Genomic DNA, 26,099 nt, shown 5'->3' with positions numbered 1-26,099 from the left:
ATGAAAAAGAGATCTCTCATAATTTCTACCGTCTTACTTGGATTGACAGTGCTCTCTTTGGTTCGCTATCAGAAGCTAAATTTTATCGTCAATGAAGTAAGTACTCAAAGAATGTCCTTTGAAGAACCATTGGCTGTAGATCGTGAAGAAAAGGAAAAAGAAAACCCACAGGACCGGTTGGAATTTGAGCGTTTGCAACTGGCTGATCCATCCACCGGAAGAATACCGACAATCATAAGAGAGCGTGAAATTGGTTTTGCACAAGAGTCACTCCAACCTTCAGAAAGGATAGATAACGTACGGAGTAGTGCAAGTGGAAGTAATGCCCAGAGTAATGTTGTTATTCCTTTCGCCAGTATGGGGCCATACAATATCGGGGGGCGTACGCGTGCATTGGGTATCGATATTGCAAATGAGAACGTTATCCTGGCTGCTGGCATATCAGGTGGTGTTTGGAAAACCTCTAACCAAGGAGCATCATGGACAAGAACCACTGGTCTTCAAGAACACCCTGCCGTTTCTGCGATTATTCAGGATCGGAGAGCCGGTAAAACCAACGAATGGTATTATTCCACAGGGGAGAACATAGGAAATTCAGCAGATGCAGTCGGTGCCTTTTATTATGGAAACGGGATTTATAAGTCTACCGACAATGGTGATAGCTGGGATCTACTTTTATCAACTGCGGTTGCTGGCAAGGTAGGTACACAGGTAGTCTTAACCAATGGCACTTTTACAACGATTGACGAACTGGTCATTGATTACTCTAATGCTCAAGGCACAGAGATTTATGCTGCAGGCAATGGAAAAATTATTCGCAGCGAAGATGGTTTCAGTACATATGATATCGTATTGGGTCAAAATAACACTGGCTTTGCCACTTGTGATGTAACGGTATCCTCTACCGGGATGGTCTTTGCCACTATTGGTAACTCCGCCAATGGGATTTCACAACATGGGATTTTTAAGTCGAATGATGGCGTCAACTGGACAAACATTAATCCTGCTGGTCTTGATGCAACTTATACCAGAATAGAATTGGCTATCGATCCATCGGACGAGAATACTGTTTATGCAGTTACAGATGATCAACTGTTCGTCTTAGATGTTGCGAATAACTCTTGGACGGATCGATCAAGCAATTTGGGTGTTTCTACAGATCCAGGAGAGGGTTATGACTCTCAAGATGGTTATAACATGATTGCCTCGGTTCACCCGGGCGATAACGACTTGGTATTTATTGGTGGTACAAATTTGCTTCGCTCAGATAATGCCTTTACAACGGCAAATTCGACTAGTCATATTGGTGGGTATTTATCTGATGGTGGAAACGATCAAAGTTTCCCATCCTATCCTAATCACCACCCAGATCTGCATGAAATATCGTTTTTCGCATCCGACCCTGATAAAATGTTGACCGGTAGCGATGGTGGTGTTCATCTTACAAGAGACAACACAGCCACCTCTAATGATAATACTCCTGTGACCTGGGAATCGTTGAACAACGGTTATCTGACTTCACAATTTTCACATGCCGCGATTCAGGAATACTTTCTTGGGGACAACCAGATAGTCGGTGGAATGCAGGATAATGGTACCTGGATAGTCTTTAGCAATAGTGCTGAGGCGGATTGGCTTGAGCTGGTAGGTGGTGATGGTGCAAGGGCGGCAATTTCGTACAATGCCTTATATGCCTCCGCCCAGGATGCTTTTATGTTAAGAGCTGAAGTGGTTGATGGTAGCTACCAGAACTTTACTCGAATTTCACCTTCAACAGATTCAGATGAGTTTTTACAGGTAAACCCTTACATCGTTAACCCGGTGCATCAGGATCAGTTGTTTGTAGGTGCGAATGAGAAGCTCTATGCAACAAATGATGTCAGAACAAACCCAGGAGAAGGCGATTGGATAACGATTGATGGAAGCACCAATACGCAGATAAATGGTTTTGTCTCCGCAATGGCTATGTCCATACGTCCTGAAGGGATACTTTACTTTGGAACTTCCTCTGGGAGGCTCTATAAAATATCAGATACACGTGACGTATCTAGTATTGCTGATTTAACTGCCTTGAATAGATCAGCGCTTCCAGCAGGATATATTTCAAGTATATCGGTTGATCCAAATAATGGATCCAGGGTAATGATATCATTTTCAAATTATGAGGTCAAGAGTATTTGGTATACTGAAAATGGTGGGGATTCATGGAGTTCAATCTCGGGTAATCTAGAAGAAAATAATGATGGAACAGGCGCAGGTCCTTCAGTTCGAGACCTTGCCATCTTACCTGATGGCTTTGGTGGAAACTACTACTTTGCTGCCACTTCCGTGGGGCTCTTTATGACCCAGACTTTGGATGGTGATAATACCGTATGGGAACAACAGGCAGTAGATCAAATTGGTAATGTGGTTGTGGCTTCTGTAGAAGTACGGCCAATTGACGGAGCTGTGGTTGCAGCAACTCACGGCAATGGTGTCTTTAAGGGTTTCTATCAAGTGGGAATCAATCCGAATATCAACTTTTCAAAAGGAGCACAGGCGGGTACTGCAGTGCTGAGAGGAAATGTGTCTTTCGTGCAAGGAAGAGGTATAGCTTATCAGTGGATCAGAAACGGAGTGCCAATAGTTGGTGCTAGTGTAAGTGAATACACAGTCACTCAAGATGGTGACTACAAACTTAGGATTGCCGTTCAGGGAGTGAATGGTGTGGCAGAATCGAATACTATAACATTTAATTTTGATATAGTCAGTCCTGATGTGGTGTCCATTGCGAGATTAAACCCTTCTGAGATAAATACTAGTGCCAGTAGTGTTCAATTTAGAGTGACCTTCTCGGAGAGGGTTGTGAATGTCGATGCGGACGATTTCATGTTGTCAGGAGACGTTAGTGCAGATATCACAAGTGTGGTTCCCAATTCGGATGGTCTATTTTATGATGTCACTATATCAAATATCAATGGCAAAGGAGCGCTTAATCTATCTATAAACACAAGCAATGACATTACAGACGTTCAGGGAAATACACTAACCAATGGTGTAGGCACTGTTGAGTCTTACAATATTGTCGATAATACCGCGCCAACCGCCACCATTACAAGGCGTAATCCGACCTCTCAAATTGCCAGCAGTGCTGAGGTTACGTTCTTTGTCCTCTTCTCTGAAAGTGTCCAGAATATTGACTTGGCTGATTTTAGACTTACGAATGGCTCACCAGCAGCTACTTTGAGTCGCTTAACAGAGGTAAGCACAGGAGGCTATGAATTAGTAGTTTCGAATATACTCGACAATGGTACCTTAGGTCTGGACTTTACAAATAGTCAAGATATTCAGGATTTAGCGGGCAATAATTTTAGTGGAACAGCCTTGGCCTCGGAGTCATACATAATAGATAATGATATCGTAGCACCGACTGCCGTGATCTCTAGATTAGATCCTACCTCTCAGGTAACCGATCAAAATCAAGTGACCTTTTTGATACTCTTTTCAGAGGCTGTTAATAATGTCAGCCTTGGTGATTTTGTATTTACGCAAGGATCACCATCAGCAATTTTTAATGGGGTTGAAGAAGTTGGAATTGGTAGATATGAACTACTTATTACGGATATCAGTGGCAATGGTACATTAAGTATTGATTTCAGTAATACACAGGATATTGAAGATGATGCGGGTAACTTCTTTGACGGAAACCCTATTGCTAAAGAGTCTTATATTATTGAAACGGACGTTATTGCACCAACGGCTGTGATTTCCAGGTTGGATCCCTTAACTGAAACTACAGACCAGGATCAGGTGACGTTTTCAATTCAGTTTTCCGAAGCGGTCGTCAATGTCGATTTAACGGATTTTGTATTTGAGTCGGGATCACCCTCTGCCACTTTCGGTGATTTAACCGAAGTCGAACGAGGATTATATGAATTGCTAGTGACTGACATAAGCACCAATGGAACTCTAGGTATTGACTTCAGTGGTTCGCAGGATATTGAGGATAATGGAGGGAATGCTTTTGATGGTAATGCGACAGCTCGAGAGACTTATATCATAGAAGCGGATGTGATTGCACCTACAGCGACAATAGCTAGATTAAATCCGCTAAATGCTACTACTGACAGTGAGCAGGTAACATTTCTCATACTCTTTTCTGAGGCGGTTAAAAATGTGGGCATAAATGACTTCATAATTACGCCTGGCTCATTGAGCGCAACACTAAGTAGTATTACCGAGGTCGATCGAGATCGCTATGAGTTATTGGTCACCGGAATTGGACCCAATGGTACGCTTGGTATCGATTTTAGTGATGCTCAAGATATCGAAGATATTAGAGGGAATGCCTTTGACGGAAACCCCATAGCCAATGAGTCATATACTATAGAAACAGATGTAATTGGCCCAACGGTAACTATCTCCAGATTGGAACCTACAGATCAGGTGACCGATCGGGATCGCGTCACTTTCGAGGTGCTATTTTCGGAAGGAGTTGATAATGTGGATATCACTGACTTTGAACTGATTGCTAACTCACCAGTCGCGGTGCTTTCTCAACTGACCAATACCAACTCAAGCCGATTCGAACTGACAGTCACCAATATCTTGAGTAATGGAATTCTTGGAGTTCAGTTTGTGGGGAGTCAGGATATTGAAGATGAAGCGGGGAATGACTTTGACGGAAATATAGCCGCTAATGAAACCTACTCTATAGAGGCAGATATAACGGCTCCAACCGCAGTGATTGCCAGAAGGAATCCGGATTCGGAAACTACCGATCAAAATCAAGTAACCTTCTTTATTCTCTTTTCTGAGGAGGTTAAAAATGTAAGTTTGAACGACTTTGTATTGACTGAAGGATCGCCTGCTGCTACTTTAAGTCAGTTGACGGAAGTAAGTACAGGAGGCTATGAGTTGATCGTGTCCAATATTAGCGGAAATGGAATGTTGGGTGTTGATTTTGCCAGCAGCCAGAATATTGAAGACAATGCTGGAAATGCGTTTGGAGGAACAGCCATAGCCAAGGAAACATATACTATTGAGAATGACACTACGGCACCGACAGCAGTGATTTCACGACTCGATCCTTTAAACGAAAATACCGATCGTGATCAGGTAACTTTCCAGATCCTTTTTTCAGAAGCGGTGCAGAACGTAGACTTAACAGATTTTGTCTTTACCTCTGGTTCTCCATCAGCTTCCCTTAACAGTATAACTGAATTGGAAAGAGGGAGGTATGAGTTGCTTGTCACCAACATTTCTGCGAATGGCACGCTCGGGGTCGACTTCAGTAGCGGTCAGGATATAGTAGACAATGGAGGTAACGCCTTTGACGGAGTAGCAACAGCAAGAGAATCGTATACAATTCAGTCAGATATGACCCCTCCAACTGTGATCGTAACAAGACATGATCCTAGTGTCCAAACAACCAATTTAAGTCAGGTTACTTTTGAGGTCTTGTTTTCTGAGGCTGTTAGGAATGTGGATGTTACGGATTTTGTCTTTGCGACAGGATCACCATCTGCTACGATAACCTCAGTCACTGAAACAGGGATAGGAAAGTACGAATTACTAATCACGAGTATTAGTGGAGAAGGAACCTTAGGAATTGACTTTGCTTCTGCTCAAAACATTGAAGACAATGCAAGCAACAGTTTCGATGGGAACATCTTATCTCGAGAAACTTACAACATTGTCGCTGAAAGCGGGGACGTTTCTGGTCCAATTGCCTTTGTGACCAGAGTAAATCCATCAAGTGAGATTACCAATAAGAATCAAGTTACTTTCCAGGTGCTTTTTTCTGAATCTGTTAGAAATGTAGACATAACTGACTTTACCTTCTTGGCAGGCTCACCTTCGGCAACATTAAGTGGTATCTCTGAAGTGGCCCTGGGACGTTATGAGTTGGTTGTAGCCAACATACAAACTAATGGGGTTTTGGGTATCGAGTTTACGGCTAACCAAGATATTGAGGACGATGCCGGTAATCGGTTTGATGGAAATGTCGCCTCTAATCAAACTTATATAATTGCCTCCGGAGATGACATTACAGCACCAACAGCTGTTATAACCAGACGAAATCCTTCGGATCAGTTTACTGATGAAAGCAGGGTGGTTTTTCAAATTATCTTCTCTGAGGCTGTACGCAATGTGGATTTGACTGACATTGTCTTGGCTGACGGTTCGCCTAATGCTACCATAGAGTCCTTGTCATCTCTTGGCGTAGGGATCTTTGAGGTAACCATCAATGATATTCTTTCGGATGGAACCCTTGGAATAGACTTCTCACGTTCTCAAGATATTGAGGACATTATTGGTAATCGTTTTGGTGGTAACGCCATTGCAAGGGAAACTTATACGATACAAAACCTTGTGACATCCATTGATGATCAACTTTTGGGTAATCAAGAACGAATAATCGTTGATGCCAATCCATCAACAGGTGTTTTCAACCTGGCTTTCCCAACCTACTTCCAAGGCAATTTCGAAATGAGGGTGGTCGATGTAAATGGCAATGTGATCCACAGTCAGCAAATAGAGGGTTATGTAAATGAGGAACAGGTAAGCCTAGATCTATCTCGTTTTTCTGATGGTGTCTACATTTTGAATGCATCGAATGGTCTGAGAACGGCTTCGATTAAGCTGCTGAAAAAGAGCAAGTAATTAGTATGCCGATCGCTTAGCTAAAGTGATCGATGCCTAAATGAGAGATGTAGTAGTCCAGGGGTATATCAAATTCATTGTTGTAATCAATATTATCCAGCGTACTTGTAATCCCAATACCTACTTTTAAGCAGTCTTTTCTAACCTCGGTTAAAAAGCGATCATACAGGCCAGCTCCATAACCAATGCGATTACCCGCTGCATCGCAAGAAATGAGTGGTACAAATATCAGGTCTAGTACTTGAGGAATTACTTCTTGGGCATTAACAGGTTCTGGTATTCCCAGTTTTGAAGTTTCTAATTCAGTATTTCGATTGATGAGAAAATGCCTAAGCAATTTTCTTTTAAACAGCGTTTTTGAGAGGTATACCTTGTGTCGATCACTTTGTCTTAGTCTATTAAATAAAGGCCAAGTGTTAGGTTCTCGATACTTAGTTATTGGTAAGAACAGATGGCAGTGGATAACCTGCTTATGTCTTTCAAGAAATGAAGCGCAATTTGTGAGGAGCAATTCATTTCTCCGCTCAAACTCTTCTTGCGTAAGTGTCTGACGCTTTTCTAAAAATAGTGACCTGAGGACTTCTTTATTCATTCACTTCTATCATATGGAAGCGATAATCGAATGGATCGAATGCTTCCAGACATGAAGCTATGAAATTTGGGTTATTAATATAAAAGTTCAAGAAGTTGTCCTTCCTTTCTTGTGGGCCGCCTCCTGGGAATAAAGCTTCTTTTAGGGCATAGATTCTATTGACCAATACCTCTTGATTCTTTCTTTCGGCTTTGAGGATCTTATGTTCAATTTTCTCTAGACTCTTTTCAGATTTCCTGAGTTCAGCCAATACTAGTTTCTCCAAGGTTGAATCCACTTGTATCGCTTGTTCCTTGGCTTCATTGAACAATGAACTTAAGCGTTGTTTCTGTTCATCCAAGTCCATCTTAAAATGAGTATTGGCAACCACTTTTTCTTTCACCAATGCATTTTCTTCTTTAAAGATGTCTTCAAAACTGAGGCCTGCTTTATTTAACTTCTCCACTTGCCCATTGGTCATCACTCCTGCAAAGTTTCGAGGCATGAGTAGTGGGAAAGTAGTGTCAAAGTGATCGAATATTCCTTTAAGCTGAAGCCAGTAGACCAGCTCAGAAGGTCCTCCTACATATGCCAAGTTGGGTAGAAGAAACTCTTGATATAGTGGTCGCAATACAACATTGGGGCTGAACCTTTCGGGATATTGCTCGATTTCTTGTCTGATATTGTCCTCAGTAAAGGAGATGTTTGAGTCTAGCACCTCATATCCTTGACCATTCCTTACAATTCTGGATCTAAGATTGTCTTTCAAATAGAAGAAATTAATCTCTCTAGGGAAAACCTGCGTTTTATAACCCTTTTTCTCAATTTCCTCGGTAGTTGCTTTAGCTAGTTGTTCAGGCATATGATCGAAAATATCGGACTGAATGACGGGTTGAAATAATGTTTTCAGGTCCTTGTCATCCGCATCTATAACAACCAATCCATGCTCACCAAATAGGTGATTCATATAGTACCTAACTGCAGCAGCAAGATTCTTTTCTTTCAAGTAGGCATTTCTGAAGAAGTCCGGAATGCCAATGATCTGGTCGAAGATTGGGCTGATTGTTTTGCTATTAAACCTTCCAACTGCACCGACCTGATCAGTTTCCCAAGAGAACTTTTTCCCATTGAACCTGAAGTGATTGATTTCATCGAAGTCATGATCTTCACTCGCCATCCAGTAGACTGGCACAAAATTACAGTCTGGTCTAAGCTTTTTGAGCTCTTGGCAAGCACGAATGACTGAGACAATTTTGTAGATCACATATAAAGGCCCAGTGAAAATATTGAGCTGATGACCTGTAGTGATGGTATAGGTATTTTCGCTTTTGAGATCTTCAAGGTTCTTTTGAGTGCCCTCCGAAATATCTAGGTCTTCATATTGACGTACGAGTGATGAATAGAGTACCGATCTGTGCTCTATTGGAAAGTTTCGCTTGCCAATTTGGGCAATAAGGTTTTCGGCAGTGGGTAGACCGTTGTGAAAGGGGAGTAGGTCCGCTTGCCCATTGATGTAGTCTAGGAAAAATTTTGAGAAGCTGTTTGTCTTATCAAACTCAATTTTAGTGAGTAAACAGTCAGTTTTTTCCAATGTTTCCATAAACTTTTTAAGGGCTTAAATGGGGTTACCTAAGTTGACAATAAGACTAATCAACGGGTTCCCCATAAAGGTCAAATTCAGTCGCATCTGTGATCTTGATATTAGCGAAATCACCGATACGGAGATAATGCTCCTTGGCATCTATCAATACTTCATTATCTACTTCTGGAGAATCATGTTCGGTTCTTCCAACAAAGTTTCCGCTTTCTTTTTTATCGATTAGAACTTTGAGGGTTTTGCCAATTTTTTGCTCGTTGATCTCACGAGAAATATCTTCTTGTATTTGCATTACGTGATTGGCACGCTCATGTTTTACTTCTTCTGGAACATCGTCATTATAAGAGAAAGAATGTGTGTTCTCTTCATGTGAATATGTGAAGATACCGAGTCGGTCGAAACGAGATTTTTCAACAAAGTCGACCATGTCTGCAAAGTCAGCTTCAGTCTCGCCCGGATGACCCGCGATCAGAGTAGTTCTAATACCAATATCAGGAACTCGTTGACGCATTTGGTCCAGAAGTATTTCTGTTTTCTCACGAGTAGTCCCTCTGCGCATGAGTTTGAGCATATTAGTAGAACCATGCTGCAATGGAATGTCCAAGTAATTGCAGATGTTGTCTCTTTCGGCCATCACGTCCAGCACATCCATTGGGAATCCTGTCGGAAATGCATAGTGCAGTCTGATCCAATCTATGCCCTCAACGTCAGACAAGTTTCTGAGTAAATCCGCCAGGTTTCTTTTCTTATAAAGGTCTAAGCCGTAATAGGTGGAATCCTGAGCGATTAGGAGCAATTCTTTAGTGCCATTTCTGGTGAGGTTTTTCGCCTCAAGCACAAGCTCTTCTATAGGTCTTGATCTATGTCCACCACGCATTAAAGGAATAGCACAGAACGAACAGGGTCTGTCACAGCCTTCCGCGATCTTTAGATAAGCATAGTGGTTAGAAGTAGTGGTAATCCTTTCACCAACTAATTCGTGTTTATAATCGGCTTTAAATTTCTTGAGTAGGGCGGGTAACTCCATGGTGCCAAAGAAGGCATCCACTTGGGGGATTTCTTTTTCAAGATCATCTTTATAGCGATGAGAAAGGCAGCCTGTTACATAGACTTTATCAACAAGACCTTCTTCTTTCGCATCAACATAACGAAGAATAGTGTCAACAGACTCTTGTTTCGCATTATCAATAAAGCCACAGGTATTAATGACAACAATATTTGCATCATCATTTTGTGCCTCATGAGTAGTATTAATGCCGTTTCCCTTGAGTTGGGTAAGCATTACCTCAGAATCAACCAGATTTTTGGAGCAACCTAGTGTGACAATATTGACCTTGTCTTTCTTTAAACCCTTCGCCTTCATGCCTTATATTTCACAAAGGGCAAATTTAACAAATAAAAGGAGGTGAACTACTTGATGAGTATACTATACTCTCTTCCTACGGAAGGTAATAGGTACCAATTCCTCAGTAGGCATACCGATGGTATATAGCTCCCAGTTTGAATCGTATTTATCCAGGATTTGTCTAATGCAATCTACGCGATCATCGCTTGGGTTATCACAATCGGCCCAGTAGAATACTTCTACTCGATAATTGTACGACATTTTTTTGCCGTTTACTTTAACTTCTACTTCGATTTCTTGCTCACCACTGATTTGTGGAATTTGGATTGCTATAGCGCTCATAAGCCTGTTCGTTAATGTACAAATGTTTTCTATCCATGTAAGTACATAACAATATGGATGCCAAGCTTGTAACTACCTGATCTATAAGGGGTAAAGAATGGTTAGGGCTTACGAATGACCGTATTAGTGCAGCAAAATGTACGCAAACGTTCAGGGTTTGTAAAAATTATACCGTTAGTAAAAAGCGATGATCTTGACTTGATTGGCGCTATTTCTTGAACAATGAATCGACAAATTCAGCCTTGTTAAAGACTTGAAGATCGTCCACTTGCTCGCCCACACCAATATACTTCACAGGGATTTTGAATTGGTCAGATATGCCGATCACCACACCGCCTTTGGCCGTGCCATCTAGCTTAGTAATCGCCAAGGCCGAGACTTCAGTCGCTTTGGTGAACTCCTGTGCTTGAATAAAGGCATTCTGTCCTGTAGACCCATCAAGGACTAGCATTATCTCATGAGGAGCATTAGGGATGAATTTTTGCATCACTCTCTTAATCTTAGAGAGCTCATTCATTAAATTCACTTTGGTATGTAGTCTTCCAGCTGTATCTACAATTACTAGATCAGCACCAGTTTCTACTCCTTGTTTAACTGTATCGAAAGCCACGGCACTAGGGTCAGTATTCATGCCATGCGCTACTACAGGGACACCTACACGCTCACCCCACAGTTTCAATTGATCAACTGCGGCTGCTCTAAACGTATCTGCAGCACCAAGTACCACTGACTTTCCTTTGGATTTGAATTGCGCTGCAAGCTTACCAATGGTCGTGGTTTTACCCACACCGTTAACTCCAACTACCAAAATTACATGAGGTTTATGTCCTTCAGGTAGCTCAAAATCGGCAAGATCTTCAGTATTATTTTCCGATAGGAGTGCGGCTATTTCATCTCTTAGGATCTGATCAAGTTCGGAGGTGTTCATGAACTTGTCTTTAGCTACCCTGGCCTCAATGCGTTCAATGACTTTTACTGTGGTGTCTACCCCTACATCAGATGTGATCAGGATTTCTTCTAGCTCATCCAGTACTTCATCATCTACCTTAGATTTTCCGGCAACAGCCCGGCCTATTTTGGAAAATATATTTTCCTTGGTCTTCTCAAGACCTTTATCTAGAGATTCCTTCTTTTCCTTCGAGAATAATCCAAATAATGCCATGCTGATGAATTGAATTTGATGTAACAAAAAAGTCCCTCAAATGGGGACTTTAATTTATGATATAAAAGCTAATTCTTACTTATCGGCTAATACAGATTTAACCATATCTTCCGTAACCATCTCTTCTTTGAAAGTGTAAGCTCCAGTTTTTGGAGATCTTACCGCCTTAATCACTTTAGCGTACTTTACTCCGCCTTCTTTCTTTAGGGTTGCAACTACTTTCTTAGCCATGATTATTTAATTTCTTTGTGAACTGTATATTTCTTAAGAATTGGGTTGTATTTCTTCAACTCCAATCTTTCAGTCGTATTCTTTCTATTCTTGGTGGTGATATAACGAGAAGTTCCAGGCATACCACTCTCTTTGTGCTCGGTGCACTCCATTATTACCTGAACTCTATTCCCTTTATTCTTAGCCATTTTTCTATGCTTCTAAAATTCGGACTGCAAATATACGAAGCTTGTTTTGATTCTAAAACCTGAACTCAGAAATAAATTCACTATTTATTGCCTTTTAATTCAGGCAAAGTAAACTGATCCAGAGGACTAGGTTCCTTCATCAGTTTTTCAATCTCTTCTGTGGTCCTAGGAGCGAATGCTGATAGCAACTCAAAACCATCTTTAGTAATCAAAATATCATCCTCTATTCTCACAGCGATGCCCCACCACTTTTTGTCGCATTTAGAGCCTTCCGGAATATAGATACCAGGTTCTACTGTAATGACCATATTCTCTTCCAATTGCGCATATGTACCCTTGTCATGAACATCTAAACCAATGTGGTGAGAAAGTCCATGAGGATAGTACAAGTGTCGTTCACTTTCATCTGCTATAATGCCTAATTCTACCAAGCCTTTGTTAATGATACTTCTAGCAGTGGCACTCAACTGTCCAAAGGTTACGCCTGGCTTGGACATTTGAATGGCCTCTTCTTGAGCTTTATAAACTAGGTCATAAATGGCCTTTTCTTCGGGGGAAAATTTACCATCAATAGGAATGGTTCTTGTGACATCGGCTGTATAGCCGTGATATTCTGCGCCCAAATCCATTAAGATCATTTCCTTACTCTCAACCTCTGGTTTGTGATTTTCTATATAGTGGAGAATACAACCATTGTTACCGGCACCCACAATAGAAGGATAGCCTTCATATTCTGATCCGTACTTCTTGAAGACAAATTCATGTATGCCTTGAATTTCAGTTTCAGAAAGTCCAGGCCTCATAGCCTTCATTACTTCCACCTGACCTACGGTTGAGATAAAAACTGCTTTTCTTATTAAATCAAGTTCTTCGGGAGTTTTGATACCTCTTAACTCACTCATTAGTGTATTGAGCGTACTTACGTCAAGATTATTCTTCTGAGGCTCAGTACCTAAATTTGCTGAAGTAGTCTGATAACCTGTCTTAGTTTTAAACTGAACGATTAGGCTGAAAAGGTCTGCCGGATCATTCGGGTTATCTCTGACATCATTTTGAAAGTCATAGAACATGACCTTATCAAACTGAGAAAAATCGATATCGAACTTGGCAAATTCTTTGCCATTGTAGGCATCTATTTCTAGCTTTTCTTTAACACCTTCATTTCCCAATCTTCGTCCATTCCACATTTCTTGTAGGGGATTTCGCTCCTGAACAAAGAATATTTCGTCATAGGCCTCACCGCTTTGATTGGTTTGTTCTTGTTTGAAAATCAGTAAAACAGCATGCGGTTCACGATAACCGGTGAGATAGTATAAATCCGGATCCTGATGGTAGATGTAGTCTACATCATTAGCTCGATTCCTTACCGGATTAGCAAAGAACACGGCAACACTGTTGTCAGGCATTTTAGCCCTAAGAGCCTCTCGTCTCCCTTTGTGGAAGTCTGAGGAAAGAAAATCCGTTGGCGCCTCTTGACTTTGGGCAACAAAAAATCCTGATAGCAAGAATGCTATCAGGATTGTAAATGTTTTTATGGGTTGTTTCATTGTAGTATAGTAACGTACGAGGACGCTATTATACTAAAATGTTACCGCTTTGTCTTGCTTTTTTTAGTACAGCGGAGATACCATTTTTATTGATGGTTCTCAAAGCTGAAGTAGAAACCTTCAAAGTAATCCAAGTATCTTCTTCAGGGATATAGAATCTCTTCTTCTGAAGATTCGGATAGAATTTTCTCTTCGTTTTATTATTAGCGTGAGAAACGTTGTTTCCTACCTGTACTTTCTTTCCTGTGATATCACAAACTCTTGCCATAACGTCTGAATTTACCGCTTTTTCTAAACGGACTGCAAATATCTGAATAATTCCTGAACTGAGCAACCTTGCCTAGAAAATCTCTAAGAAAATTATTACATCCATTCCCGCTGATCGCTTTCTACTCCGTAAAGAATAAAACTTTCAAGCGCTTCGGCCTGCTCAATAGGTATAAAAGGGACTTTAAGAGCCCCAGCTGCGTTGGATAGCACCACTGTGGCAATTCTTTTTCTACGCTGATACCAGCTTTGTTTTATTTGTACAGATTGCACCTTATATAGCTGAGTCAGTTCGTAGATATGACCGAAAGTTCCTCGATTGTTTTTTAAGAACTCATCGTTGACCTCATAGGTGCGCTTTCTGTAATAGGCACTGACAGTTAGCCAAATGAAAAGTCCCCAAATTAGAAAGTAGAGCGCTTCCCATTCTATGAAGTAATAGCTTATTCCAGCACCAATTAGTGTAGGGAATAGGCCAATGAAGACGAAGAGCCTATACTTCAATAGCTTACTCACATGGTGTCGTTCCTCTGGTCGGTAGAACTCTTCTGGAAAGACTGCCTTAACCACACTGTCAACCTGAGTTTGATAACTTCCGGGTACTTTAATTTTGGATTTGAGTTGGTCTGCTTCGGCACTGCTGGCTTGCTCAATTTGTAGGGTGAACATCTTAAACATCATCCGAATTGGATTGTCAGACCAGGATATCACCTGGACCTTCTTTTTATTGACTGAGATTTCTTCACGGTTTAAAAGTCCCTTTACCAGCTTGAGGCCACCTTGCTTGATAGAAAGTTTCAAATCATAGTTGCGCAAAACCGTGGTAATCAAAGAATAAAGAAATGATATAATGCCCACAATGATCACCGAGGCAAAAAACATAACCCATCCAGTGTTTAGAATGGTTTGATCGTATCCCGATAGCTCGTCAGCGATCAGTTCGGGAACATCTTCGGTGACTTCGTTCAAAGTTGAGAACACAAAGGCAAACAGAATACCCATCGATTTCAAATGGTTCTGACTAACCCCGACTTTAAAGAGGTCTGAAACTCCTAAGTGTAGCACTATCTGTTCATCTTCTTCGATTGCCACGTCTGTTTCAGTAGACTCTAATGGACTTTCGATTTGTGCTTTCTCTTTTAGAATAAAGCTTCTTAAGGCTTCTGCATCCTCTTTTTTTAGAGCGTCAATGGTCAGCTCCGATTTTTTTGCACCAGCAGTGTCAATCTCCAGGCTAACCACTCCAAAGATTTGATGTAATAGGTTTTGCTTGAAGTTGATGGTTTGAATGCGTTCGAAAGGAATGTTTGTTTTGGTTCTTTTCAGAATACCTTTATCTATAATGAACGCGCCTTCCTCTATATGAAAGTAAAACCGAAAGTAAGTAAGTACAGAACCAATAAGGTTAAAGGCTGCAAAACCCAAGGCGATATAGCCAATGATCATACCGAAACTATCGTTGTTTCTCCCACCGATAAAGAAACTTAGAAGTATAGGCCAGAATGATCTAATGGTCATTCTAAGGAATTTGATCAGAATAATACCAATGGCAACACGCGACTGTCTTTGAGGTGTATAATACTGATCAATCGTCATTTCCATCGATCGCAGTTTTACCCAAAACGAATTCTTTTAACCTTGAGGCGGTGTCTTCTCTAAGTCCAGGTATCACTAGGTCGCTGCTCTGGCCTCCTGCTGTGAAAATCTTGAGGCTGTGCAGCTTGAACATACGATCCACAGGGCCTTGTTTTAACTCGGCATGTTGTATTCTATTAAAAGGTATGCTAGTCCTTTCCCACCAAAGCAGGCCTTTAGTATAAATAATATCCCGTTCTCTGAGGGCATATTGTTTCTTAGGGAAGGCCTTTACGGTGACAAGAATATTGAGTCCCCAGAGTAGGATAATTGAACCTAAAACAATCGAATAAACTTTTACAGAACCCTCAATATCATCGTTGAAGAAAATCAAGCAAAAGCCTCCAATTAAGAGTAGTAGAAAAAAAACAGCACCTGAAATCAGAGATACTTTCAAGTAGCCCTTTTCGATATGATTGAAATCGGCTTCTTTGACTGAAGGAAGATCGTTTGGATTTACAGAGAGATTCTGAAATGTTTCATTCATTTTTTAAAACCATATGGGCAGTGACGGCAGCCGTTCTGGCAACAGTAGCCCCTCTTCAAGAGATACTTCTCTGTGAAGACTAATTTGCCATCCTTACCAATGTAGTAATCTTCGGTTTTACTGGCAAAGATTTGGTTCTTGTTTGAATCTCTAGACATGTTTTTCTGCTGAAATAGATTCTCTACCTTTGGTGCAAGGAAATTGTTTTTAGAAACACAAATAAAGTAAACTAATATGGAAGTAATACACTCTAGTCAAGAGGCAATCTCTTTAGAAAACGAGCACGGAGCGCATAATTATCACCCACTACCTGTTGTTCTATCGCGTGGAGAGGGCGTTTATCTGTGGGATGTAGAGGGTAAAAAGTATTTCGATTTCCTTTCTGCCTACAGCGCTGTCAATCAAGGACATTGCCATCCAAGAATAGTTGGTGCCTTAAAGGATCAGGCAGATCAATTAACGCTTACTTCCAGAGCATTTTATAATGACGTTTTAGGACCTTATGAAAAGTATGTAACAGAATACTTCGGTTTTGACAAAGTATTACCAATGAATACAGGAGCCGAGGCTGTCGAAACAGCGATAAAGGTTTGTAGAAAGTGGGGCTATGAGAAAAAAGGAGTGGCCGAGAATGAAGGTAGAATTATAGTTTTTGATCAAAACTTTCATGGACGTACGACCACGATAATTTCTTTTTCAAGTGATCCGGATGCGAGAAAGAACTTTGGTCCTTATACTGCTGGTTTCACTAAGATACCATACAATGATGTACAGGCTTTAGAGAATGCCCTGAAAGAAGAAAATGTTATTGGTGTTCTAATGGAACCAATTCAGGGAGAAGCTGGTGTATTTGTACCTGATGCTGATTTTATTAAAAACGCTGGTAGACTTTGTAATGATCATAACGTTCTTTTCATGGCTGATGAAATTCAGACAGGTATTGGAAGAACAGGAGGGCTTTTAGCCATATGTGGTAACTGCGACTGTCAAGGACATTGTGAGCAACAAGAGAGTTATACCAAGCCAGATATACTGATTTTAGGAAAGGCAATTTCGGGAGGAGTCTACCCTGTTTCGGCTGTGCTAGCAAACAATGAAGTGATGGATGTGATTACACCTGGAACGCATGGTTCTACATTTGGAGGTAATCCACTTGGAGGTGCTGTGGCCATGGCTGCCTTGGAAGTCATCAGAGATGAGAAATTAACACAAAATGCTCGCAAACTTGGAGAGATCTTCCGATCGAGAATGAACGATTTAATTGCAAAGACAGACTTAGTGACATTAGTTAGGGGCAGAGGACTCTTAAATGCTATCGTCATTAATGATTCTCCTGATAGCTCGACAGCCTGGAACATTTGCGTGGTACTGAAAGAAAACGGTTTGTTGGCAAAACCTACCCATGGCAATATTATCCGTTTTGCACCACCCTTAGTAATGACCGAAGAGCAGTTACACGAGTGTTGCGATATCATTGATTCCACTATTACTCAATTTAATGCCGTTTAAATCCAATTAATAACCTCTCGTCACCTAAGTAAGGAGCAGGGGCTAATTTTTTTTCTAAATTTGAATGATTGGATATTGAAGTAGGGTATTGCTCTGCAGAGGTGTCTAATACATCAAAACAGTTACATGCTTACTTCAACCAAAAGAAGAGTACTAAACGTAATATGCGTTACATTGGCTATTGCCTCTGTATCATACGGCTTGGTATTGCGTTATGAGAGGTCAACTCTTGAGGCTGCGGTTGTCCAAGAGAATGAGCTGAAGATAGAAGATGAGACACTCGAGGCAGATCCCGCCTTAGTGCTTAGAGCCAACAACCCCTTTACAAATCCCAATAACTAAATTTAATTGACAAAAGACTCTAATGAGCCTCATGTCAATCATGTTTTATTCCTAATAATTATTGTCTTGAAACTGAGCCCGTAGGTACGGAACCTAAGTTTTGACCGAATTCATGAGCAGCGGGTGCAGTTGCAGCATCCGTAGCTAAATCAACTAATAATGGTTTTAATAGAAATGGGGCAGGGGAGTTGTCTGGTACAGGTTCCACCGATATAACGATCCTTCTACCTCTAATATCCAATGGGAATGTCTCACCTGCTGGAGCTGCATTGAAGAAGTCTTCCCCTGGTACTGGTGGACCTGCATTATTTTCGGTTCCGCTAAATGGATTTCCTGAATCTCTGGCTCCAAAGTCAGTAAAGGTTCCTGTAGAAATTGGCCCAGCCTCACCAATTACCCATCCTTCATATGCCCAACCTGCCGGTAATGTAGGTAGTGTAAAGTTGGGGGTTGGAGGCATGCCTGGTGTCCCAAACCATACACCATAAATGTCGTTTCCGTTGTTACCATCAGTCTCATCAGTGGGAGTTCTGAGAAATAAAGTACCTGCTGCATTAGAAAAGTCACCTAAAGCGGGTGCGACACCGGTTGAAAGTGTGGCACTGGTCCCGTTAAAATCACCAGCAAGTAATTTTGCATCTGCAGGAGCAGGGTCTGGATCTGGAATTGGTTCAATTGTTAAAACGAATTTTGTAGCGGCTTCAAGATCTTCAGCGTCAGCTGAAAATGAAGAGGTCGATAAGTTTCCATTTCCATCTACGGTGAATGTTCCTGTACTGATAGGAGTGCCATCTACGATAATCCATCCTTCGTACTGGGCAGTTGCTCCTAAATCTTCAAGTCCGTTAATTGTGACATTTAGATTTGCCAACGAAGGACTGTCGTCATCTCCACAACTCAAGACGAGCGCTGGAATGATCAAAAGTGCTAATAGTTTTTTCATAACTGAGTTTTAATGTTTTCGCTGGTAAAACTCAGTCTAGGATATCATGAAAAGATCACGGAATACTAACGATTGCTAGTAGGGGGATGGATTGCGACAGCTGGCTGACCAATCGGCAGTTTCAAGTAGTGACTGCGAAATTGCTAATTACCTCCCATTTTGGTGAACTTATAGGAGAGGCTAAACCTAAATACTTGGCGTAAGACATTAGTCTCGGTGTTTTGGATGTACTCGGATGTTACGTTTCGATTGATAAGTGCATTCTGCTGAAGAATGTCCGTTGCAGAAACCCTGAAGTCTAGTTTCTTCTTAAGCAGTTTTTTGCTCAATGACATATTCCAGATCCATAGACTTGTTCCGGCTATGTCTTCAATTCTTCCTTGTACACGATTCGATAACGATGTATTGAGTGAAAAACCATTCCAGAATTTCCATGTAGCCCTAAACGAGTTTGAAAGCGTAAAGTATTTTCTGTCGTTTTGTTCTCGGTTCGTATTGTCTACCATGGAGTAAGTCGGATTTGCACTAAGAGACATATCCAGCTTGTCATTGAAATTACTGCTTAGTCTCACTGAAACTCTGTAGTTGGTCGATTTCGTGAGTTGACTCACCTCGTTAAGCAATTGCGGATTTCTACTGTAGTTGATAGAGCCTCCAAGTCCCAGATTTAGTTTTTTACCTTTCAGAGGTTTTGAAAGGCTTACGTTAATACCTGCTGCCATTCGGCCAGCGAGGTTCTCAGGCTTTGTCAACCTAGCTCCAACAGGAAGTAAAACTCCTTCGGGACTGTTTGCGCCATCTCCAACCAAAGTATTGCTCACAATGGAGTTTTCGGTAAATGATAGTGAACCGCTGACTTGAATATATGATCTGGTCTTCTCATTAAACTCTAAGTGACTTAATGAAATGCTATTGGTAAAACTTGCATTTAAGTTTGGGTTACCTTGACGAATAAAAAGTGGATTTCTATTGTCTAATACATCTTGTAGTTGTGTTGCGCTTGGCGCCCTCATGGTTCTTCTAAATGAAAGGCTAGATTGTTTCCCCTCCTTATTGCTCTTGCGAATGGACAAGTAGGGAAGAAGGCCCGAGAAAGAGTTTCTGGTATCAACAGTATTTGGGTAGACTTGCATGTTTTCAATCGTCTGTGATTGATAGATGAGGTTGGTCGATAGGTTAAAATCTGAGACCTTAAAACTGATGCCGGAATTGACTTTATGACTGAAGTTATTTAGTTCAAACTCACTCGATCGCTGTTCATCCAGGTCTGTATAAGCATCATTACCTTCATTAAAGTCTAAGAGGAGTCTCTGATTATCTGTTACACTCAGGGTGCCATTATAAGATAGTCTAAGGCTGCTCTTTTCGGCTATAGGCTCAGTATAGGAAATTTCCGCACTATGCCTTCGGTTTACATTGTTTGGGTCTGAGATTTGGTCAAATAGTTGATTTTCAATATCACCTGTAGTGAAGATGTTCTCAGAACGAACAGAGTCAATTCCTCCACTAGATGATAGTGAGTTAGTTGACTTAATACTGAGGGTCCTACCTTTCTTTTTGAATTTATGTCGCCAAGTTAGACTGTTGCTCCAGCCATCGCTTGTGGCATTTGAATAGTTTAGGTTCTCCGTTGAGTTGAGTAATTGGTCATCAACTAAAGTGACACCACTAAGACGAGAAGAGCGCGTACTTCGACTTTGATTAAGAGATTGATTAAAAAAGATTTCGTCTTTCTTAGAGGGCTTGTAAACCACCCTTAAAGAGCCGCTTTGACCTCCACTATTTGAATTATTTTCTGATTGTTCATTATAAATTCTGCCTTCGTCAGCAGTCTGTATAAACTGTCGTGAGATCTCATTGAATGAACTGCTCTCCGAACCATTCAGGCGAAATGATAATGTCACCTCTAATTTGTCATTAGGTTTAGTATAGTAATAACCGCCTAGCGATCGGTTTTCCGTGATACCTCCCCTTTGTGGGATATTCAGGTTACTTGCATCAAATTCTTGTCCATTCACTATAACATAATTCTGGCCGCTTGTCGAACCAAGGTTATTGTAGCTGCCATTCAGTGAAAAACGATCGTCTTTGCGTAAGAAATTTATGTTTCCATTGAGGTTATATCTAGATGGCTGACTATAGGTCAAAGAACTCCTGCCAAAGTAGCCCTTCTTCTTTTCTGGCTTTGTTTCGATGTTGATCACCTTGGTTCTTTTGCCATCATCATGCCCTGTAAACCTAGTTTCTTCGCTTTTTTCGTCTATCACCTGTACCTTTTTGACCATGTTTGCTGGTATGTTTTCCAGCGCAGAGGCAGGGTTACCATCAAAGAATGGTTTGCCATCAACAATGATTTTGGTAATCTCCTTACCTTGAGTCTTTACCTTGCCTTCTTCTACTTCCAGCCCCGGCATTTTCTTCAAGAGTTCTCCCAAACTGGCATCCTCAGTAGTTTTATATGCTGATGCATTAAACTCCACTGTATCTTTCTTTAAGACTACAGCTTCAGCCTCTGCAGTGACTGAAACAGAATCTAGGTCTGTTGGATCTTCAACTAAATAGATTTTTCCAATACTAAGGGAGGCGTCCGTCAAAGTGATACTTTGCCGGTAAGGTTTGAATCCAACAAATGATATACGTAGCTGATAAGCTCCTTTGGGTAAATCTTTAATAATGAATTCACCTTCTTGATTACTGATTGTCGCCTGAACTAATGAATCGAGGTTATCTCTGAGTACTATATTGGCAGAGGGGAGTGGCTTTTTGTAGGTACTGTCTAATACGATGCCGTCAATGGCCAGACGCTGCCCAAATGCATTGAACCCAATGAATAGAAGTAGTAAGAGTATTAAACCTTTTGACCTCATAGCAGATAAACTACACCTATGAAGATAGTTGTCTTATCTGCTATTCGTATGATTTAATTGTAAATAAATCTTAAATGGATCATAAATAATGTGAATGGTGAATTGAGAGCCGGGGGTATTACTGATCATTTCCATTGCCGCCTCTTCTTCCTCCGAAGCCACCAGCTCCACCAAACCGTTCTCTCAATTGACGGAGTCTATCATTTTCAACAGGTAGTTGTTGGCCCTGGCCAAAGCTCCTGATGTTATAGACAAAGGATAGCATAAAGTATTGGGTCAGTATTTCGGTCTGGTTGTCTTCAATATATGAGCCCGTTATTGATCTGGTAATGCTCTGGTTCTGCTTCAATAGGTCAAAGACAGATAATTTTATCTCGGCTTTCTGCTTCATGAGTTTCTTGCCCATTTCCATGTTCCAAAGCACAAAGCTCTGATTAAAGCCGTCCGATAAACCTGAGTTCGCAGTGTGACTTACTGTAGAGCGGAAAACAAAGCCATCTCCAAAAATCCAGTTGAGCCTTAGTCTTGTCGATTGCGTAAAATAGTCAGTATCATTGGCGGATTGAAGTGTATTACTTACTGAACTAAAGTTAGAGTTACTGGAGATAGTGAAATCCACTTTTTCGCTGATGTTGCTACTCAATACTAAGCCTAGGCCTACAGTGGGTGATTTCGCTTGGTTTAACTCATCGTTGATTAATTCAGGTGTTTGAGTAAAAGAGAGTGTTCCAGTGAAATTCAAGTTTGACTTAATAAAACCTAATGGAAGACCATAGGCTATGAAACTTCTTACGTTCCAATAACCAGTCAGATTAACGGGTTTGCTAAACCGGGCACCTGGTTGCAGTACAATGCCGTCTACAACAGTGTTACCTCTGGATGCAATTGTGGTACTATTCCCAATGTAATTATCTGAAAAGGTACTGCTCAGTAGCGTAAAGAATGTTCTGGAAGTTTCGCTATCTACCTTGTTATACCTGATGGTAGCAGTGTGCTGATAGCGTTGATCTAATTCAGGGTTTCCTGATGTGATGTTTAGCGGGTCTGTATTATCTATTACACTTTGTAATTGATTCACACTTGGTGCATTGGTAGACGCTCTGTAATTGATGCTCAGGCTCTTGCCCCGATCAAACCTAAATCGATAATTGACTGAAGGCACAAAATTGTTGAAGTTTCTATCTACATTATCAAGCACCGGAAAGGTCTGATCATTGTCTAAAATCGCCCTTTGGTAAGTCGCTCGAATTGTTAGTGTTCCTTTTGTTCCTCTCAAATTATAGCCTAATGTGCCTTGATGGGTATAGTAGTCATTTTCAAAAGTATTACTCAAAGGGGTATTTAAATCAGTATAAGCGTCATTGCCCTCATTAAAATCAAAGGTCTGTAAGTCCGAGTCGTTAAACTGATAGCCATATCTATAAGTGAATAGAATAGAGCTTCTATCTGCTAGAGGTTCAGTATAGGTGGCATTTACCGTCATGTTAAAGCCATCCTGATTCTGATCATTGAATTGATTAAAATCAACATTTCTGGATGTCCCTGTGAAGAACTCAGATTCGGACAGCAGAAAACCTTCCCCATTGTTATTATTCAATCCTGTGTTCAGATTGATCGAAAAGGTTCTTCCTCGTTTTTCAAATGAATGTCTCCACAGTAGGTTGTTACTAAAACTGAAAGCCTCCAAGTCCGAGGTGTTTTCGGTGTTAATGGTATTCAAGGTTTCTGCCCCCAAGAAAGTCGTTCCATCTACTAATGCTGCTCCCGAGTTATCCTGGTAAGTAAATCGAGGACGCATGATAATAGAATTCCTGTCATTGATTTTATACTCTAACTGTCCACTAAAGCGATGATTCGTATTTCTGCTTCCTGACAAGCTACTTTCATCATAAGTTTGCCCTTCATTCTCAGCCAATGTGAATTGTCTAAAGACCGCTTCGTTAGACGAATTGTCTGACTGATTGAAAAAATAGCTGCCACTAAATTTGATCTTTTTTGTGTCTTCGTAGGAATAGTTGACACCAAAGGCCTTTGTTTCATTTATACCTCCTTGTTGGCCTACCTGAAAGTTGCTCGCATTACCACCATTTGTAAAGCGACCACCTCCGCCTCCACCGGCCAAGCCACCAGCAAGACCACCTCCTCCGCCTCCGCCACGGCCGCCTCTGCCACCGCCTCGTCTTCCTCCACCAGCAGTAATACCCAGTAAATCACTAGTAGAGAAGTTTTGAATATTGATATTATTCATTTGGCCCAGGAACGTAGTTCTGGCCTTGGGACGAAATAAATTAATGCTTCCACCAACGTTGTAGGTGTCATCTGTTCCAGCACCTGCGTTGATCCTTCCGAACTCTCCATTTCGCATGCTTACACGGGTGATAATGTTCATCGTTTTGGATGTCTCACCGTCCAGAAAGCCTGTAAACTGGGCCTGATCACTCGCTTGATCGTAAACCTGAATTCTCTCAATCATTTCTGCCGGTAGGTTCTTGAGTGCGGCATTTGGATCATCACCAAAGAATTCTCTACCATCTACTAAAACCCTGCTTACATTTTCTCCCTGAGCTTGTACCTGACCATTTTGGATAACAATACCCGGCATCTTTTCAATAAGGTTTTCTGCTGTGGCATCTGGGTTGACTTTGAAGGCGGCAGCATTGAATTCAGTAGTATCCCCGTTTTGTTTCACTCTTTCCGTTAAGCCCTCGACAACCACACCATCCAGGTTTTTGGTATCTATACCGAGCATAATGTTGCCAAGATTGAGAGATGCGTCTGATATAGTGAAGTTTCTACTATATTTCTTAAAGCCAACATAGGAGATGCCAATCTGATAGGCACCATTTTCTACACCTGTCATCCTAAAGCCACCAGCATCATTGGTTGAGTATGCTTTAGCTGTTGAGTCAGACAGATTTATCAATAATACCGTTGCGAACTTTAGGGGTTTGTTCTGTGCACTGTCCAGCACGTTGCCTTTGATTACCCAGTATTGAGCAGAGGCTGAAAAGGAGATTAGGAATAAGATGACCGTAAAAAAGTGTCGCATGTCGTTGAGATTTGAATTTTAGACATTGACATATCTGAAAGGTTTAGTATGGCTGTAATTCAGTAAAAAATTATTGTTTTACAATAAATATTTATTACATTTCGAAAAACATAGAATGTCGGAAATATCGTTTGACCGTCTATGAAAGACATATAAAGTACGTCATGCACAAAACTAGATAGCCATGAGATGGAATAGAATGATTACCTCGGTTTGTATTTTCTTGCTGAGTTTAGCAAGGGTGTTTACAGGAGTGCTTGGGGTTGCTGGACTCGCGTTTTTGGTAATAGGAGACACCGATAACCCACTAATGTTTACTGTAAATGATTATCAATTTGAAGAAGCAGTGATTTTCAAGCCAAATGCCACTTATAACGGGGTTAGTTATGATAGCGTAACGGTAACACCTCAAACTTATGCTGTGTTGATTGAAGATGTTCCTATATCAAAGTATCTGATGTCTTCACCAGTTATTCTCATTGCTCTGGTACTCTTCTATTTTCTTAGTCTCATTATCAAGTTGTTGAAATCCATTGAAGAACGTGAGTTCTTTAGTTTGGCCAATGTGAAAAGACTGAGAATTATCGGCTTGATGGTGATTGGCTCAGCAATCATCCGATGGTCCTATTCAATGATACTAGATTCGTTTTTGAGGAACAATTTTGAAATTGAAGGTTTTTCAAAGGTGAGCTCCAGTTTCTTGCTTAATTTTGATTTCCTCGACTCACTTTGGTTTCTAGGGCTCATGATTCTTCTAGTGGCCAATGCTTTCGAACATGGTGTGAGATTAAAGGAAGAACAAGAACTAACCATCTGATTATGGCAATCATAATAAATCTTGATGTTATGCTTGCCAAAAGAAAGATGCAGAGCAAAGAGTTGGCTGAAATTGTTGGTATTACATTGGCCAACCTTTCTATTCTCAAAACGGGTAAGGCCAAAGCGGTTAGATTCAGTACACTAGAGGCAATTTGTGAAGCTTTGGATTGCCAACCTGGTGATATTCTAGAATTTAAAACCGATGAAGAATAATGACTATTAAAGAAAGACCATGGGTTTTGGGCGCACACATTGGAACCCTGTTGGGTTATACGGTAGTGTTGGGTAGCTTCCTGGTGCCTTTGTTTATCTGGCTATCAAAAAAGGACGAGTCTGAGCTCATTGAAAAACATGCCAAAGCTTCGTTGAACTTTCAGATTTCAATGGCCCTATATACTATAATAGCCGGGTTCGGAATTTTCTTATTGATAGGAATTCCATTTTTGGTGATCTTACCTATTGTCAACTTTGTTTGTGTGATCTTGGCCACTATAGATGCAGATAAAGGGAAGCTATTTAATTATCCTTTATGCATTAACTTTGTCAAGTAATC

Annotated in this window: 21 protein-coding genes; 6 read left to right on the top strand and 15 right to left on the bottom strand. The window is 40.9% G+C overall.

Translation table 11 applies throughout. The annotated features are described in order from the left end of the window. Window positions 1–6,645, top strand: coding sequence for an Ig-like domain-containing protein (locus BFP97_RS11475; protein WP_069842556.1), 6,645 nt, complete (start codon window positions 1–3; stop codon window positions 6,643–6,645). A gap of 16 nt (window positions 6,646–6,661) precedes the next feature. Here the strand turns inward: BFP97_RS11475 and BFP97_RS11470 are convergent, their stop codons facing one another. From BFP97_RS11470 to BFP97_RS20740, 12 genes are all read right to left on the bottom strand, one after another. Beyond that, on the bottom strand, window positions 6,662–7,237 hold the full coding sequence (locus BFP97_RS11470) for a 5-formyltetrahydrofolate cyclo-ligase (RefSeq protein WP_069842555.1): 576 nt from the start codon (window positions 7,235–7,237) through the stop codon (window positions 6,662–6,664). After that, window positions 7,230–8,816, bottom strand: coding sequence for a bacillithiol biosynthesis cysteine-adding enzyme BshC (bshC, locus tag BFP97_RS11465; RefSeq protein WP_069842554.1), 1,587 nt, complete (start codon window positions 8,814–8,816; stop codon window positions 7,230–7,232). The genes BFP97_RS11470 and bshC overlap by 8 nt, the downstream gene beginning before the upstream one ends. Window positions 8,817–8,862: 46 nt before the next feature. Continuing rightward, the gene (gene rimO, locus BFP97_RS11460) at window positions 8,863–10,176 is read right to left on the bottom strand and encodes a 30S ribosomal protein S12 methylthiotransferase RimO (protein WP_069842553.1); all 1,314 of its coding nucleotides are present in this window, start codon (window positions 10,174–10,176) and stop codon (window positions 8,863–8,865) included. Window positions 10,177–10,239: 63 nt separating this feature from the next. Then, window positions 10,240–10,500 carry a hypothetical protein gene (locus tag BFP97_RS11455; protein ID WP_069842552.1) on the bottom strand — a complete coding sequence of 87 codons (261 nt, stop codon included), beginning with the start codon at window positions 10,498–10,500 and terminating at the stop codon, window positions 10,240–10,242. Between the two features lie 208 nt (window positions 10,501–10,708). After that, a complete protein-coding gene (gene ftsY, locus BFP97_RS11450; RefSeq protein WP_069842551.1) occupies window positions 10,709–11,662 on the bottom strand; it encodes a signal recognition particle-docking protein FtsY in 954 nt (317 codons plus the stop codon). Between the two features lie 75 nt (window positions 11,663–11,737). After that, on the bottom strand, window positions 11,738–11,893 hold the full coding sequence (locus BFP97_RS20265; RefSeq protein WP_083262519.1) for a DUF4295 domain-containing protein: 156 nt from the start codon (window positions 11,891–11,893) through the stop codon (window positions 11,738–11,740). Window positions 11,894–11,895: 2 nt separating this feature from the next. Continuing rightward, a complete protein-coding gene (gene rpmG / locus BFP97_RS11445; protein WP_069842550.1) occupies window positions 11,896–12,081 on the bottom strand; it encodes a 50S ribosomal protein L33 in 186 nt (61 codons plus the stop codon). 80 nt (window positions 12,082–12,161) lie between these two features. Next, window positions 12,162–13,628, bottom strand: a complete 1,467-nt coding sequence (locus tag BFP97_RS11440) for an aminopeptidase P N-terminal domain-containing protein (protein WP_069842549.1) — start codon at window positions 13,626–13,628, stop codon at window positions 12,162–12,164. A gap of 28 nt (window positions 13,629–13,656) precedes the next feature. Beyond that, a complete protein-coding gene (rpmB, locus tag BFP97_RS11435; RefSeq protein ID WP_069844285.1) occupies window positions 13,657–13,896 on the bottom strand; it encodes a 50S ribosomal protein L28 in 240 nt (79 codons plus the stop codon). Window positions 13,897–13,991: 95 nt separating this feature from the next. Then, the gene (locus BFP97_RS11430) at window positions 13,992–15,497 is read right to left on the bottom strand and encodes a PH domain-containing protein (protein WP_069842548.1); all 1,506 of its coding nucleotides are present in this window, start codon (window positions 15,495–15,497) and stop codon (window positions 13,992–13,994) included. After that, window positions 15,481–16,017 (bottom strand): PH domain-containing protein, encoded by a 537-nt coding sequence (locus tag BFP97_RS11425; protein WP_069842547.1) that lies wholly within the window; start codon window positions 16,015–16,017, stop codon window positions 15,481–15,483. Before BFP97_RS11425 ends, BFP97_RS11430 begins: the two co-directional genes overlap by 17 nt. After that, complete coding sequence (locus BFP97_RS20740) at window positions 16,014–16,175, bottom strand: DUF5522 domain-containing protein (protein ID WP_170827455.1); 162 nt, start codon at window positions 16,173–16,175, stop codon at window positions 16,014–16,016. The genes BFP97_RS11425 and BFP97_RS20740 overlap by 4 nt, the downstream gene beginning before the upstream one ends. 76 nt (window positions 16,176–16,251) lie before the next feature. Here BFP97_RS20740 and rocD point away from each other — a divergent pair, with 76 nt between their 5' ends. Together rocD and BFP97_RS11415 are read left to right on the top strand one after the other, a co-directional pair. Beyond that, window positions 16,252–17,526, top strand: a complete 1,275-nt coding sequence (gene rocD, locus BFP97_RS11420; protein WP_069842546.1) for an ornithine--oxo-acid transaminase — start codon at window positions 16,252–16,254, stop codon at window positions 17,524–17,526. Window positions 17,527–17,652: 126 nt separating this feature from the next. Next, the gene (locus BFP97_RS11415; protein WP_069842545.1) at window positions 17,653–17,868 is read left to right on the top strand and encodes a hypothetical protein; all 216 of its coding nucleotides are present in this window, start codon (window positions 17,653–17,655) and stop codon (window positions 17,866–17,868) included. Window positions 17,869–17,926: 58 nt separating this feature from the next. On the opposite strand, the gene BFP97_RS11410 is transcribed toward BFP97_RS11415, so the two are convergent. The 3 genes from BFP97_RS11410 to BFP97_RS11400 form a co-directional block, all read right to left on the bottom strand. Next, window positions 17,927–18,811 carry an anti-sigma factor gene (locus BFP97_RS11410; RefSeq protein WP_069842544.1) on the bottom strand — a complete coding sequence of 295 codons (885 nt, stop codon included), beginning with the start codon at window positions 18,809–18,811 and terminating at the stop codon, window positions 17,927–17,929. Between the two features lie 143 nt (window positions 18,812–18,954). Further along, window positions 18,955–21,678 (bottom strand): TonB-dependent receptor, encoded by a 2,724-nt coding sequence (locus tag BFP97_RS11405; RefSeq protein ID WP_069842543.1) that lies wholly within the window; start codon window positions 21,676–21,678, stop codon window positions 18,955–18,957. A gap of 118 nt (window positions 21,679–21,796) precedes the next feature. After that, a complete protein-coding gene (locus BFP97_RS11400) occupies window positions 21,797–24,727 on the bottom strand; it encodes a TonB-dependent receptor (protein ID WP_069842542.1) in 2,931 nt (976 codons plus the stop codon). Window positions 24,728–24,911: 184 nt separating this feature from the next. On the opposite strand from BFP97_RS11400, the gene BFP97_RS11395 reads away from it, so the two are divergent. Genes BFP97_RS11395 through BFP97_RS11385 form a run of 3 tightly spaced genes read left to right on the top strand, consistent with a single transcriptional unit; the run spans window position 24,912 to window position 26,097 of the window. Then, window positions 24,912–25,544 carry a DUF2975 domain-containing protein gene (locus BFP97_RS11395; protein WP_083262518.1) on the top strand — a complete coding sequence of 211 codons (633 nt, stop codon included), beginning with the start codon at window positions 24,912–24,914 and terminating at the stop codon, window positions 25,542–25,544. 2 nt (window positions 25,545–25,546) lie between these two features. Next, a complete protein-coding gene (locus BFP97_RS11390) occupies window positions 25,547–25,759 on the top strand; it encodes a helix-turn-helix domain-containing protein (protein ID WP_069842540.1) in 213 nt (70 codons plus the stop codon). Continuing rightward, window positions 25,759–26,097, top strand: a complete 339-nt coding sequence (locus BFP97_RS11385) for a DUF4870 domain-containing protein (RefSeq protein ID WP_069842539.1) — start codon at window positions 25,759–25,761, stop codon at window positions 26,095–26,097. Before BFP97_RS11390 ends, BFP97_RS11385 begins: the two co-directional genes overlap by 1 nt. The last annotated feature ends 2 nt before the right edge of the window (window positions 26,098–26,099 follow it).

The sequence above is a fragment of the Roseivirga sp. 4D4 genome (genome assembly GCF_001747095.1).
Taxonomy (GTDB): Bacteria; Bacteroidota; Bacteroidia; order Cytophagales; family Cyclobacteriaceae; genus Roseivirga.
This window is presented reverse-complemented; position numbering and strand designations above follow the sequence as displayed.